Annotated in this window: 12 protein-coding genes; 4 read left to right on the top strand and 8 right to left on the bottom strand. The window is 67.8% G+C overall.

All coding sequences use genetic code 11. The features are described from left to right. Positions 1–18: 18 nt before the first annotated feature. The 6 genes from kdpC to pyrE form a co-directional block, all read right to left on the bottom strand. Positions 19–669, bottom strand: a complete 651-nt coding sequence (gene kdpC, locus KXV01_RS12710) for a potassium-transporting ATPase subunit KdpC (protein ID WP_100478987.1) — start codon at positions 667–669, stop codon at positions 19–21. Beyond that, positions 666–2,723: a potassium-transporting ATPase subunit KdpB gene (gene kdpB / locus KXV01_RS12705; RefSeq protein WP_263467828.1), complete on the bottom strand. Its 2,058-nt coding sequence runs from the start codon at positions 2,721–2,723 to the stop codon at positions 666–668. The genes kdpC and kdpB overlap by 4 nt, the downstream gene beginning before the upstream one ends. A 10-nt stretch (positions 2,724–2,733) precedes the next feature. Further along, positions 2,734–4,443, bottom strand: coding sequence for a potassium-transporting ATPase subunit KdpA (kdpA, locus tag KXV01_RS12700; protein ID WP_111190482.1), 1,710 nt, complete (start codon positions 4,441–4,443; stop codon positions 2,734–2,736). Positions 4,444–4,455: 12 nt separating this feature from the next. Continuing rightward, the gene (locus KXV01_RS12695) at positions 4,456–4,548 is read right to left on the bottom strand and encodes a potassium-transporting ATPase subunit F (protein ID WP_005407770.1); all 93 of its coding nucleotides are present in this window, start codon (positions 4,546–4,548) and stop codon (positions 4,456–4,458) included. A 221-nt stretch (positions 4,549–4,769) separates the two neighbouring features. Continuing rightward, positions 4,770–5,432: a hypothetical protein gene (locus KXV01_RS12690; protein WP_049413985.1), complete on the bottom strand. Its 663-nt coding sequence runs from the start codon at positions 5,430–5,432 to the stop codon at positions 4,770–4,772. A gap of 19 nt (positions 5,433–5,451) precedes the next feature. After that, positions 5,452–6,111: an orotate phosphoribosyltransferase gene (gene pyrE / locus KXV01_RS12685; protein ID WP_005420471.1), complete on the bottom strand. Its 660-nt coding sequence runs from the start codon at positions 6,109–6,111 to the stop codon at positions 5,452–5,454. Between the two features lie 161 nt (positions 6,112–6,272). On the opposite strand from pyrE, the gene KXV01_RS12680 reads away from it, so the two are divergent. The 3 genes from KXV01_RS12680 (at position 6,273) to KXV01_RS12670 (ending at position 8,683) form a co-directional block, all read left to right on the top strand. Beyond that, positions 6,273–7,073 carry an exodeoxyribonuclease III gene (locus tag KXV01_RS12680; protein ID WP_049413989.1) on the top strand — a complete coding sequence of 267 codons (801 nt, stop codon included), beginning with the start codon at positions 6,273–6,275 and terminating at the stop codon, positions 7,071–7,073. Continuing rightward, positions 7,070–8,374 carry an MFS transporter gene (locus KXV01_RS12675; protein WP_049413991.1) on the top strand — a complete coding sequence of 435 codons (1,305 nt, stop codon included), beginning with the start codon at positions 7,070–7,072 and terminating at the stop codon, positions 8,372–8,374. The genes KXV01_RS12680 and KXV01_RS12675 overlap by 4 nt, the downstream gene beginning before the upstream one ends. 78 nt (positions 8,375–8,452) lie before the next feature. Next, complete coding sequence (locus KXV01_RS12670; RefSeq protein ID WP_005420465.1) at positions 8,453–8,683, top strand: hypothetical protein; 231 nt, start codon at positions 8,453–8,455, stop codon at positions 8,681–8,683. A gap of 68 nt (positions 8,684–8,751) precedes the next feature. Here KXV01_RS12670 and KXV01_RS12665 read toward each other — a convergent pair whose 3' ends face one another. Continuing rightward, positions 8,752–9,879 (bottom strand): anhydro-N-acetylmuramic acid kinase, encoded by a 1,128-nt coding sequence (locus tag KXV01_RS12665; protein WP_111096931.1) that lies wholly within the window; start codon positions 9,877–9,879, stop codon positions 8,752–8,754. Between the two features lie 65 nt (positions 9,880–9,944). Continuing rightward, positions 9,945–11,417, bottom strand: a complete 1,473-nt coding sequence (locus KXV01_RS12660) for a peptidoglycan DD-metalloendopeptidase family protein (RefSeq protein ID WP_049413997.1) — start codon at positions 11,415–11,417, stop codon at positions 9,945–9,947. Positions 11,418–11,585: 168 nt separating this feature from the next. Between KXV01_RS12660 and tyrS the strand changes: the two genes are divergently transcribed. Next, the gene (tyrS, locus tag KXV01_RS12655; protein WP_005420460.1) at positions 11,586–12,797 is read left to right on the top strand and encodes a tyrosine--tRNA ligase; all 1,212 of its coding nucleotides are present in this window, start codon (positions 11,586–11,588) and stop codon (positions 12,795–12,797) included. The last annotated feature ends 457 nt before the right edge of the window (positions 12,798–13,254 follow it).

The following is a 13,254-nucleotide window of genomic DNA, read 5'->3' as shown; positions in this document are numbered from 1 at the left end:
AGCGGGTACAGCCCGGCATCACGGCGTCTTGGCCGCATGGTCCAGCGCGAAGTTCAGCGTCACCACGTTCACCCGTGGCTGGCCGAACAGGCCCCACTGGCGCCCTTCGGTATGCGCCTGCACCAGTGCCTGCACGCGCTCCACCGGCAGGCCACGGGCACGCGCCACGCGTACCACCTGCAGCTGCGCCGCCGCCGGCGACAGCTGCGGATCGAGGCCACCGGCGGACTGGGTGACCAGGTCCGCCGGCACCTGCGCCGGGGCAATGCCTTCGCGTGCGGCCACCGCAGCGGTGCTGGCGGCGACGCGCTCGGCCAGCGCGGGGTTGCTGCGCGCCAGGTTGGAACCGGCCGCGGCCATCGGGTCGTAGTTGGCCGCCGACGGACGCGCCTGGAAGTAGCCGTCACCGGTGAACGGCTGCGCCAGCCAGGCCGAGCCACGCACCTGGCCGCTGCCATCGCGCAGCAGGCTGCCTTCGGCCTGGGTCGGGTAGGCCAGGCCGGCAAAGCCGGTGGCGATGCCGGCATAGACCGCGCCGGCCAGCAGCAGGGTGGCCAGGCCCAGGCCGATCGCCGGGCGCCAGCGGGCGTCGTCCTGCAGGCTGGCCACGCGGGCCTCGGCGTTCGCTTCGCGGGGCAGGGAGGTGGAGGTGGAAACAGAACGGTTCATGCGCCGAATACCAGGACTAGGAGGAGGTCGATCAGCTTGATTGCCGCGAACGGCAGCAGCACGCCGCCGAGGCCGTACACCAGCATGTTCCGGCGCAGCAGCGCGGTCGCGGTGGCCGGGCGGAAGCGCACGCCGCGCAGGGCGAGCGGGATCAGCGCGGGAATCACCAGGGCGTTGAAGATCAGCGCCGCCAGCACCGCGTTGCGCGGACTCGACAGCTGCATCACGTTCAGTGCGGCCATGGTCGGAACGGCCGCGGCGAACAGCGCCGGCAGGATCGCGAAGTACTTGGAGACGTCGTTGGCCAGCGAGAAGGTGGTCAGCGCGCCGCGGGTGATCAGCTGCTGCTTGCCGACTTCCACCACCGCCAGCAGCTTGGCCGGGTCTGAATCGAGGTCGACCATGTTGCCGGCCTCCTTCGCCGCCTGCGTGCCGGAGTTCATCGCCAGGCCGATGTCGGCCTGGGCCAGTGCCGGGGCGTCGTTGGTGCCGTCACCGACCATTGCCACCAGCCGGCCACCGGCCTGTTCCTGGCGGATGCGCGCCAGCTTGTCCTCCGGGCGGGCCTCGGCGATGTAGTCGTCGACGCCAGCCTCGGCGGCAATGGCTGCAGCCGTCAGCGGGTTGTCGCCGGTGATCATCACCGTACGGATGCCCATCGCCCGCAGCTGCGCGAACTTCTCGCGCATGCCGTGCTTGACCACGTCCGACAGTTCGATCACGCCCAGCACGTGGCGACCCTCGGCCACCACCAGCGGGGTGGCGCCATTGCGCGCCACCTGCTCGACGCGACCGGCCAGTTCCGCCGGCACGTTGCCGCCCAGCGCCTGCACATGGGCGCGGATCGCATCGGCGGCACCCTTGCGGATCTGCCGGCCATGTTCCAGATCGACGCCGGACATGCGGGTCTGCGCACTGAACGCCAGGTACTCGGCATGGTCCGGCTCGGCGGTGGCGCAGCCCTGCTCGCGCGCCAGGCGCACGATCGACTTGCCTTCCGGGGTCGGGTCGGCCAGCGAGGACAGCAGCGCCGCTTCACGCAGCTGGCTGGCGTCGATGCCGGCCAACGGATGGAAGTGGCTGGCCTGGCGGTCGCCGTAGGTGATGGTGCCGGTCTTGTCCAGCAGCAGCACGTCGACGTCGCCGGCCACTTCCACCGCCTTGCCCGACTTGGCCAGCACGTTGGCGGCCAGCGCACGGTTCATGCCGGCGATGCCGATGGCCGGCAGCAGCCCGCCGATGGTGGTCGGGATCAGGCATACCAGCAGCGCGATCAGCAGCAGCGGATCGACCTGCACGCCTACCGCCGCACCGATCGCCGGCAGCGTCGCCACCACCACCAGGAAGGTCAGCGTCATCGCTGCCAGCAACAGGGTCAGCGCGATCTCGTTCGGGGTCTTCTGGCGGTTGGCACCCTCCACCAGCGCGATCATCCGGTCGAGGAAGCTGTGGCCCGGCTCGGCGGTCACCCGCACGATGATCTGGTCGGACAGCACCTTGGTGCCGCCGATCACGCCGGAACGGTCGGTACCGGCCTCGCGCAGCACCGGGGCGGATTCGCCGGTCACCGCCGCCTCGTTGATGGTGGCCAGGCCCTGCACGATCTCGCCATCGGCCGGCACCAGCTCACCGGCACTGACGATCACATGGTCGCCCGGGCGCAGCTCAGCGGCAGGTACCTGGGCTTCCGCAGCCCCCGGCTGCGGTGCGGCCAGGCGCCGCGCCACCAGATCCTGGCGCGCGCGGCGCAACGACGCGGCCTGGCCACGGCCACGCGCCTCGGCCACTGCTTCGGCGAAATTGCCGAACAACACAGTCACCAGCAGGATCGCGGTCACCACCAGGCCGAAGCCCAGCGGCGCATTGCCGGTCAGTGTGACGATGGCGGCGACGATCGTGCCGGCCATCACCACCGCCATCACCGGGCTGCGCACCAGATGCATCGGCGAGAGCTTGCGTACTGCTTCGACCAGCGCACGGCGCAGGCCGGCGCCATCAAGCAGCGCAGGGCGCGGGGCAAGGGAACTACGGGTGGAACTTGCGTGGGTACTCATCGGGGTGTCCTTAGTGCAGTCCCAGGCTGAGGTGGTCGGCGATCGGGCCGAGTACCAGCGCCGGCATGAACTGCAGCACGGTCAGGATGACGATCACCGAGACCAGGGTCAGGGCGAAGGTCGGGGTTTCGATCTGCAGGCTGCCGGCAGACTCCGGCGCCTGGCGCTTGGCGGCCAGCTGGGCGGCCACCACCAGCGGGATGATCAGCAGCGGGAAGCGGCCCAGCAGCAGCACCAGCGAGCAGCTCAGGTTCCACCACAGCGTGGCGTCGCCCAGCCCCTCGAAGCCCGAGCCGTTGTTGGCGTAGGCCGAGACGTACTCGTAGAACACCTGGCTGATGCCATGGAAGCCAGGGTTGGAGGTACCGGCCAGCCCGGGCACGGCCAGGGTGATCGCGGTGAACACCAGCAGGGTGATCGGCTGCAGCAGCACCAGCAGGGCTAGCAGGCGTACCTGTGGCGTCTCCAGCTTGCGGCCGAACAGTTCCGGCGTACGCCCAGTCATCAACCCGGCCAGGAACACGCCCAGCAGCAGGTACACGATGAACTGCTGCAGGCCACAGCCGATGCCGCCCCAGATCGCGCTGACCAGCATGTTGACCATCGCGATGCCGCCACTCAGCGGCGCCAGCGAGTCATGCATGCCGTCGACCGAGCCGTTGGAGACCTGCGTGGTCACCGCCGCCCACAGCGCAGTGCCGTCGGCGCCGAAGCGCACCTCCTTGCCTTCCATCAGCAGCGGCGTGGCGGCGCTGGCACTGTGCCCTTCACTCCACATCATTGCGCCGGTGGACAGCAGCGACATGCCCAGCATGCAGCTGAACACCAGGGCGCCGAACCGGCGCCGGCCGGTGAACGCACCGATCATGAAGATCACCGCCATCGGCACCAGCAGGATGCCGACGATCTCCAGCGCGTTCGACAGCGGGGTCGGGTTTTCCAGCGGGAAGCTGCTGTTCGGGCCGTACCAGCCGCCACCGTTGGCGCCCAGCTGCTTGGCCGCGACCATCGCCGCCACCGGGCCCAGCGGCAGCTTCTGTGCGGCCATGCCGGCGCTGGCATCGATCGGCGTGGCCTGCGGGCCACCGGCCATCGTCGACGGCACGCCCTGGCTGGTCAGCAGCAGGGTCCACACCAGGCACAGCGGCAACAGGAAGCGCACGCACAGGCGCACCACGTCCACGTAGTAGTTGCCCACCGCTACCTGTCGGTCGTCGCCGGCACCGGTGGCCGCGGCAGCCTGCGGCGCACGCGAGAACAACGCGCGCAGCGTGGCCACCGCCAGCGCCAGGCCCATCATCGGTGTCACCACCTGCAGGCCGGTGATGCCGGTCATCTGCGAGAGGTAGGACAGCTGCGCCTGGCCCGAATAGTGCTGCTGGTTGGTGTTGGTCAGGAACGAGATCATCGTGTGCAGCGCGGTGTCCCAGCGCATGTTCGGGATCTGGTCCGGATTCAGCGGCAGCCAGGCCTGGGTCATGAACACCGCCTGGGTCAGTACGGCGACCACCACGTTGCTCAGCACGAAGGCCAGCACGTAGCCGCGCCAGGACATCGCGCGCGAGGGATCGACGCCGAACACCCTGTACAGCGGCTTCTCGATCCAGTGGAACAGCACGTCGACCTTCATCGGCGTGCCACGCATCACGCGCGCCAGGTACAGGCCCAGCGGCCACGCCAGCAGCAGGCTGGCGGCAATAATCACAAGCATCTCAGTCATGGCCGGCTCCGCTCAGAACGACTCGGGCCGCAGCACGACATAAAGAAGATAGGCGGCGGCGACCAGCACCAGCACGCCACACAACAACGACAGCCAGGGGGACATTGCAATAGCGTCCTGGTGGAACCCCTCCACCTCAGGTCGTCATCGTCGTCCTGCCGCCCATAAACGCACTACGCGCCGGACCGTGCCGACGCGTAAAGAGTGCATAAATTCCGTGGGCCAGGCCGTAACCAGGCGCCGCCTGCTGTAGAGCCGGGCTCATGCTGGGCTGCTCTTTCCCAACGTCACGCGGAGCCGAGCATGGGCTCGACGCTACAAGCGAATCACGGCGCCTGGCGCGCTGGCGCCACGCCCTTCAGCTCGCGGTAGCGCTGCAGCGTGCTGTCGATCTCGGCCTTCAGCGCCTGCTGCTGCTGCAGGAACCCCGCCTGCAGGCGCTGCTGCGCCCGCAACTGCACGTGCCGCTGACGGATCGCCTCGGCCTGCTTGTCGGCGACCTTGCCGCCGGCCAGTTCACGGTCGCCAGCGGCCGACAACAGCGCCACCAGCGATTCGCGCAGGCTGGTGACGTTGTACTCGGCGGTCTTCAGGTTGTTGTCCAGCACTTCCTGGCGCTCGGCGAACACCCGGCGCAGGTCGTCCTCGCTGCCATAGGTCGTCAGCATCGCCTGCTCGGTGCGCTGGCGGGTCTGCTCGGCCATCAGGTCCAGCTGCTGCTGCGCGGCCACCGTGCTGGCGGCGGCGCGCTCTTCGTCGGTCAACGCGCGCTGGACCTGCGCATTGCGCAGGCCGCTCTTCGCGTTGAACTCCTCGCGGGCGTGATTGACCGCATCGGCTGGCAGTGAATCGCTGCAGATCCGCTCCTTGCCCTCGTTCCAGCAGTACAGTTTCTTTTCCACTTTGCCGCCGTCGCGCGACTGCGCCGGCACGGTGCACGGCACGGCCAGCAGCAGGCCAGCAAAGAGAACGGCAGGAACTCGGGACATGACCTTTCCCCTGGGTCGGTCAGCGGATCGAACGGACGCCGTACTGGGCCCGGTAGGCTTCCAGCGGCTGGCGGTAACCCACAAGTTCCGGGTTGCCGGAGGCGAAATCAAGCAGATCGGCCAGCGACGCCACGGCGATCACCGGAATCCCGGCCTCTTCGGCCACCGACTGCGCCGCCGAGCGGCGGTCGGTTTCCGAGGCGATCTCCTGGCGATCGAGGGCTACCACGATGCCGGCCGGGGTGCCGCCGGCAGCGCGGATGATGCCCAGCGCTTCGCGGATCGCGGTGCCGGCGGTGATCACGTCGTCGACGATCAGCACGCGCTTGCCATTCATGTCGGCGCCGATCAGCTGGCCACCTTCGCCGTGGTCCTTGGCTTCCTTGCGGTTGAACGACAGCGGCAGGTCGCGGCCGCGCTGGGCCAGCTCGCAGGCCATCGCGGTGGCCAGCGGAATGCCCTTGTAGGCCGGGCCGAACACCACGTCGTACTTGATCCCGCTGGCATCGATGGCATCGGCATAGCAGGCACCGAGCTGGGACAGCAGCGAACCGGAGTCGAAACGGCCGGCGTTGAAGAAATAGGGGCTCAGCCGGCCGGACTTGAGGGTGAACTGGCCGAAGCGCAGGGCGTCGGCGGTCAGGGCCAGCTGCAGGAAACGGTGGCGGTGGTCGCTCATCAAAACTCGATTCATCTTCATTTGGAGCATAAATCCTAATCCAGCTGGGCGTTTCGCGCTCGTCCGGCCCCGCCTGAAGCCTGTCGCGGCACTGCCTGGCGGACTGCGCAGCCCCACGGGCAACCGGTATGCTTGCCCGGTTTCCCGCCGCAGGTCCCCGCATGCGCATCATCAGTTTCAACGCCAATGGCATCCGTTCCGCCGCGACCAAGGGCTTCCTCGACTGGTTCCGTGCCCAGGACGCCGACGTCCTGTGCATCCAGGAAACCAAGGCCCAGGAAGACCAGCTGACCGACCCGATGTTCCGTCCGGATGGCCATCACTGCTTCTACCGCGACGCCATCACCAAGAAGGGCTACAGCGGCGTGGCGATCTACAGCAAGCGCGAGCCGGACCAGGTCATCACCTCGCTGGGCTGGGCCCCGTTCGACGACGAAGGCCGCTACATCGAGGCGCGCTACGGCAATCTCAGCGTGGTCTCGTTCTATATTCCCTCCGGCAGCTCGGGTGACCTGCGCCAGGGCTTCAAGTTCGAAGTGATGGAATGGCTGCGCCCGATCCTGGAGGAGTGGGCGCGCAGCGGCCGCGACTACGTGCTGTGCGGCGACTGGAACATCGTGCGTTCGGCGCTGGACATCAAGAACTGGAAGTCCAACCAGAAGAATTCCGGCTGCCTGCCGGAGGAACGCGACTGGCTCAACGCCCTCTGCGCCGACCACGGCCAGGCCACCGATGTCGCCGCCGGCCGCGGTTGGGCCGATGCCTACCGCCTGCTCAACCCCGCCGGCGAGGACTACACCTGGTGGAGCAACCGCGGCGCCGCCCGTGCCAACAACGTCGGTTGGCGCATCGACTACCAGTTCATCACCCCCGGCCTGCGTGATCGCCTGCGCAGCTGCTCGATCTACCGCGACGAGCGCTTCTCCGACCACGCCCCGTTCACCGTGGACTACGACCTGTGACCGAGGCCGCCACGCCGGTCAGCTACAAGGGCTGGGCAGGCATCAAGCGCGCCTTCGGTACCCCGTCGGCGCTGACCATGGCCATGCTTGGCTTCGGCAGTGGCCTGCCGTTCCTGCTGATCGCTTCGCAGACGCTGTCCACGCGCCTGCGCGACGTCGGCCTGGACCTGGGCAGCATCGGCCTGATCAGCCTGGCCAGCTTCTTCTACCTGCTCAAGTTCCTGTGGGCGCCGCTGCTGGACCGCTATGCATTTCCGCTGCTGGGCGCGCTCGGCCGCCGCCGTTCGTGGCTGCTGGTATCGCAGGTGCTGGTGCTGGTCGGCCTGGTCGCACTGGCCTTCGTGCGGCCGGAAGAGGGCGTCTGGCCACTGGTGATGTGGGTGCTGGTGGCGTCGTTCGCTGGCGCCACCCAGGACTCGGCGGTTGATGCCTACCGTATCGAGATCGCGCCGCAGACCGCGCAGGCCGCACTGGCGGCCACCTACACGCTGGGCTACCGGATCGGCCTGATCCTGGCCGGTGCCGGCGCGCTGTACCTGGCCCAGTTCGAAGGCTGGATCGTCGCCTACCTGGCGATGGCCGCGCTGATGCTGCTGCCGATCGTCACTACCCTCCTGTGCGCCGAACCGGAGCGCCCGGCCACGGCGGTGCAGCGTCGCATCGATATCGCCGAAGCCTTCGTCCAGCCCATCTCCAGCTTCTTCAGCCGTAATGGCGTGGCGTTGGCACTGGTGCTGCTGGCCTTCGTCGGCCTGTTCAAGTTCCCCGATCAGGTGATCGGCGTGATGGCCGGGCCGTTCTATCTCGATTCGGGGTTCGACAAGGCCGACATCGCCACCGTGTCCAAGCTGTTCGGCGTATGGATGGGGATCGGCGGTGCGTTCCTGGGGGGTATTGCGGTGGCCGCATTCGGCTTCCGGCGCATGCTGCTGGTGGCCGCACTGGGCGTGGCGATGTCCAACCTGGCCTTCCTGCTGATGGCGCACAACCCAGGCAAGCTGTGGGCGTTCTATGCCGCGCTCAGTGCCGACAACCTGTTCCAGGGGTTCGCCGGCACCGTGCTGGTGGCCTTCATGTCGTCGCTGACCGACCGCAACTTCACCGCCACGCAGTACGCGTTGCTGGTATCGCTGGCCAACCTGCCGGGCAAGTTCATCGGCGGCGTCTCCGGATACATCGTTGAAGCGACGTCCTACAGCACGTTCTTCATCCTCAGCTCGGTCACTGTAGTGCCGACCCTGCTGCTGCTGGCCTGGCTGTGGCCGCGGATCGCCGACCGCGGGCCGCCGCCGGTCGCCTGATTGCCTGCCCGCCCGGACTGCGGGATCATCGCCCCCGACGCGCCGAGGGGGCGGTGCCTTGCGAACGGGGAAGTGAGCATGGCCGATGTTGTGCTGCGGGACCTGGACCCGCTGCTGCTGGAACGTATCCGACGTGTCGCGGTCGCCCGCGGCTGGACCCACGAACAGACCTGCGCCGCCCTGTTGGAGCAGGGCCTGTTCAGCAGTGAACTGGAGGTCCGCTCCGGCTTCGGCGATCCCGAAGTGGACGCCCTCTCCGATGCGATCGCCGCCCTGCAGGCCTTGCCCGCAGGGCAGGGCTTCGATTAGCGGCTTTGTAGAGCCGAGCCCACGCTCGGCTGCCCGGTGAATCCACGTCATGCGTGGATGGCGCCACCTCACGCCAGGTGGATTGCCCCCAGGATCCGCGGCCCCTTCGCTCCGGTCACGCTTGGCAGGTTGCCGGCCAGTCCGTCCATCGTGCGCTGCGCCAGCCAGGCAAAGCCCATCGCCTCCACGTACTCCGGGTCCAGCCCATGCACCGCGCTGGACTCCACCTGCACCTCCGGCAGCCGCGCCGCCAGCCGTTTCATCAGCTGCCGGTTGCGCACCCCGCCGCCACAGACCAGCAGGCGCCGGGTCTGCGGCTGCTGCGCCAGCAGCGCGTCGGCCACGGTCGTCACGGTCAGCTCCAGCAGGGTGGCCTGCACATCGGCAGCGGCATATTCGCCTTCCTCCATGTGGGCCTCGGCCCAGGCCAGGTGGAACTGCTCGCGCCCGGTGCTCTTCGGCGGCGGCAGCGCGAACCACGGGTCCGAACGCCAGCCGGCCAGCAGGCCCTCGTCCACCGCGCCACTGGCGGCATACGCGCCGTCCGCATCGAAGGTGCGGCCGGTGTGGCGCTGGCACCAGGCATCCATCAGCGCGTTGGCAGGGCCCGTATCGAAGCCGCGCACTGCGCCTTCGCGCGGGATCAGGGTCAGGTTGGCGATGCCGCCCAGGTTGAGCACTGCGCGGTCTTCATCGGCGGCACCCAGCATGCCCAGGTGGAAAGCCGGCATCAGCGGCGCGCCATGGCCCTCGGCCGCCACGTCGCGGCGGCGGAAGTCGGACACCGTGGTGATTCCGGTCAGCTCGGCGATGCGGTTGCCGTCGCCCAGCTGCACGGTGAACGCCGGATCGGCCAGCGGGCGGTGGCGCACGGTCTGGCCGTGCGAGCCGATCGCGCGCACCTGGCTGCGATCCACGCCGGCTTCGGCCAGCAGCTGGTTGGCAGCCTCGGCGAAGTTGATCGCGATGCGCGCATCCAGCTCGCCGAGCTCCTCCAGCGAGTCCAGCGGGCCGCCTTCACCCAGCGCCACCAGCCGCGCACGCAGCACCGGCTCCCAGCGGGCGGTCAACCCGTGCACGAAGCGGCAGCCACCGGCGGCGGGAAACTGCACCAGCGCGGCATCGATGCCGTCGGCGCTGGTGCCCGACATCAGGCCAAGGTACAGGGGGGCGTCAGCGTCGGCAGTTGTGTTCATGGCAGGCATAAAAAAAGGACGCGGCAAGCTTGTGCTGCCGCGTCCTTCTTCGTCAACGAAGGGGCTCAGCCGCGCTTGCGGCCGGTTGCCTGCTTGTCCTTGGCGCTGGCAACCTCGGTGGCGGCCTCGTCGCGGCTGGTCGGTGCCGGGCTGGCATCGGCGTAGATCAGCTTCTCCATGCCCTGGATGCGGGCCATCGCCGGCGCGGTCTGCGCGCGGAAGGCGACCAGCTCGGCGCCCTTCAGCGGCTCCGGCGGCGGCATGGTCACGGTCAGCGGGTTGCGGTGCTCGCCGTTGACGCGGAATTCGTAGTGCAGGTGCGGCCCGGTCGCCAGGCCGGTCGAGCCGACGTAGCCGATCACCGTGCCCTGGGCCACGCGCTGGCCGGTCCTGATGTTCGCAAAGCGCGACATGTGGCCGTACAGGGTGGTGTGGCCGCGGCCGTGATCAAGGATCACCACGTTGCCATAGCCGCGCTGCACGCCGGCGAACTGCACGCGGGCGTCGCCTGCGGCCATGATCGGCGTGCCGGTGCGCGCGGCGTAGTCCACACCCTTGTGCATGCGCATCTTGCCCAGCACCGGGTGCTTGCGCGCGCCGAAGGTCGAGCTCAGCCGCGCGAACGGGATCGGCATGCGGATGAAGCTCTTCTTCAACGAACGGCCGTTGATGTCGTAGTACTCGGACTTGCCGTTGCGGTCGAAGCGGAAGCCGGAATAGGTCTTGCCCCCAGTGGTGAAGGTCGCCGCCAGGATCTTGCTGGTGTCCACCTTCTCGCCTTCGCGCCAGGTCTCGTCCATCACCACGCTGAAGCGGTCGCCCGGCTGCAGGTCCTTGGAGAAGTCGATGTCGTACTTGAAGATGTCGTCGGTCATCGTCGCGATCGCCGACGGCGACAGCCCGGCCCGGCGGGCCGCGGCATACAGCGAACTGGTGATCTCGCCGCTGGTGACCACGGTACGCGTGGAAGTCTCGCGCCGCGTCACCTTCTCCTTGATGTCATCGCCGGCCAGGCTCAGTTCCACCCGGTTGTCGGCGTCGCGATCGAAGCGGATGCTGCGCAGGTCGCCGGACAGCGGCATGTCGAAGGCGATCTCGGCGCCCGGGCGCAGCTTGGTCAGCGCCTCGCGCGCACCGGGGTGCTCCAGCACCCGGTGCAGGGTAGTGGCCGGAATACCGGCCTTGTCGAACAGGTCGCTCAGGGTCTGGCCGCGCTGGATGCGCAGCACCTGCCAGCTGTCGCCCGGTACCTGCTGCTGGCGGGCCATGGTCAACGGTGGCAGCGGCAGTGCCAGGCTGGTGTGGCTGTCCGCGTAAGGCGCGTCAATGGTGTGCGAGAAACCGGGGACGATCGTCGCCACCAAGGCGCCGATGGTCGCAAACAGGCTCGCGTGCATCCAATGGCGGCGGGTCCAGCGCTCATTGAAGGCGGCGGGAAGGTGTTGCCTGAGCTTCCGATGCAGGGCGTTGTCGTGCAGGACGTGAAGGCGTTCCTGGAAGCGCTGCTTGCGTGCGCGCCCTTGTTCGGAATTGTGCATCGGCGGTGTTTTCCTGGCGGCCCGGGAGCGCGGGCCTGATCGGCGGTTACCATAGACACCTGAGAAAACCGCGTCAAACCCTTGTGCCCATTGGCTTTTGTGAAGCCAATCGGGTTAACTTTGCTTTAACACCCCCACACAAGAATCGGCGTTGCCGGGAGTAGTCACGTGTCCTCGATTGAAGAAGCCCTTGCCCTGATCGGCCGCGGTGCCGACGAGATCCTCAAGCTTGAGGATCTGCGCGCGCGCTTGCAGGAAGGCCGCCCGCTGCGGATCAAGGCCGGCTTCGACCCCACTGCGCCCGATCTGCACCTGGGCCACACAGTGCTGCTGAACAAGATGCGCCAGTTCCAGGACCTCGGCCACCAGGTCATTTTCCTGATCGGCGACTTCACCGGCATGATCGGCGATCCGTCGGGCAAGAGCCTGACCCGCAAGCCGCTCAGCCGCGATGACGTGCTGGCCAACGCCCGTACCTATGAGGAACAGGTGTTCAAGGTGCTGGACCGCAGCCGTACCGAAGTCCGCTTCAACTCGGAGTGGTTCGGCAAGATGGGCGCGGCCGACATGATCCGCCTGGCCGGGCAGCACACCGTGGCACGCATGCTCGAGCGCGACGACTTCGCCAAGCGTTATGCCGCCCAGCAGTCGATCGCCATCCATGAGTTCCTGTACCCGCTGGTGCAGGGCTACGACTCGGTGGCCCTGGAGGCCGACGTCGAGCTGGGCGGTACCGACCAGAAGTTCAACCTGCTGATGGGCCGTGGCCTGCAGGAACACCATGGCCAGAAGCCGCAGGTGGTGCTGACCATGCCGCTGCTGGAAGGCCTGGATGGCGTCAACAAGATGTCCAAGTCGCTGGGCAACTACATTGGTATCAGCGAGCCGGCCATCGACATCGTCACCAAGACCATGAAGGTGGACGACACCCTGATGTGGCGCTGGATCGAGCTGCTGTCCTTCGACATCAGCCAGGCCGAGGCCGTGCAGCTGCGCGAGCAGGTGGCCAATGGCGGCCTGAACCCGCGCGTGGTCAAGCTGCGCCTGGCGCGTGAGCTGGCGACCCGTTTCCACGACGCCGTGGCGGCCGAGCAGGCGATTGCCGGCTGGGAAGCGGCGGTGACCGGGCAGGGCGACATCACCCAGCTGCCGCTGCAGGATGTGGCGATCCCGGCCGAAGGCCTGCGTATTGCCGCGTTGCTGACGGCGGCCGGCCTGACCCCGAGCAACTCCGAAGCGAACCGCAAGTTGAAGGAGCGCGCGGTGAAGGTGGACGGTGAAGTGGTCGAAGACGGCCAGCAGGTGCTGCAGCCGGGCTTCGAAGGCCTGCTGCAGGTCGGCAAGCGCACCTTCGCCCGCGTGCGCCTGGTCGCTGGCTGACAGCAGGGAAGGGCCGGCGCAGCCGGCCCTTCCCTGGGCTCTGGTAGAGCCACGCCCACGCTTGGCTGCGCTTCGCGGGTTCCTTCCGTCGCGCGACGGATGAACCGATGCAACATCCGGTGAAAAAAATCGCCACACCCCCTTCACAAATGATTGGAATGGGGACATACTTCTCCTCCCCCGTCGCAGGGGCCGCCACCAAGGGGCTTCAGCGACAACAGGGCGCCCACCACCGCCGAACGAGATGATCGAACGAAGGTGTTGACGGACTGAAAAAGTCTGGCATAATGGGCGGCTAGCTACGAAGGAAACTTCGCGGCACACGGGAACGGCGCTGAGGCCACTTCCCCGGATCTTTGAAAGTATGCGCAGGTATCTTGTGAAGGCGCCTGCAGGAAGGATGATTGTCCATCTTGCAGACGTTTGATCAAGCAACTATTAATTGTTTTAAAGCAAG

The sequence above is a fragment of the Stenotrophomonas sp. Ps181 genome, from assembly GCF_025697425.1.
GTDB classification, from domain to species: domain Bacteria; phylum Pseudomonadota; class Gammaproteobacteria; order Xanthomonadales; family Xanthomonadaceae; genus Stenotrophomonas; species Stenotrophomonas sepilia.
Note: the sequence above shows the minus strand (reverse complement) of the source record. Positions and strands in the feature narration are given on the sequence as shown.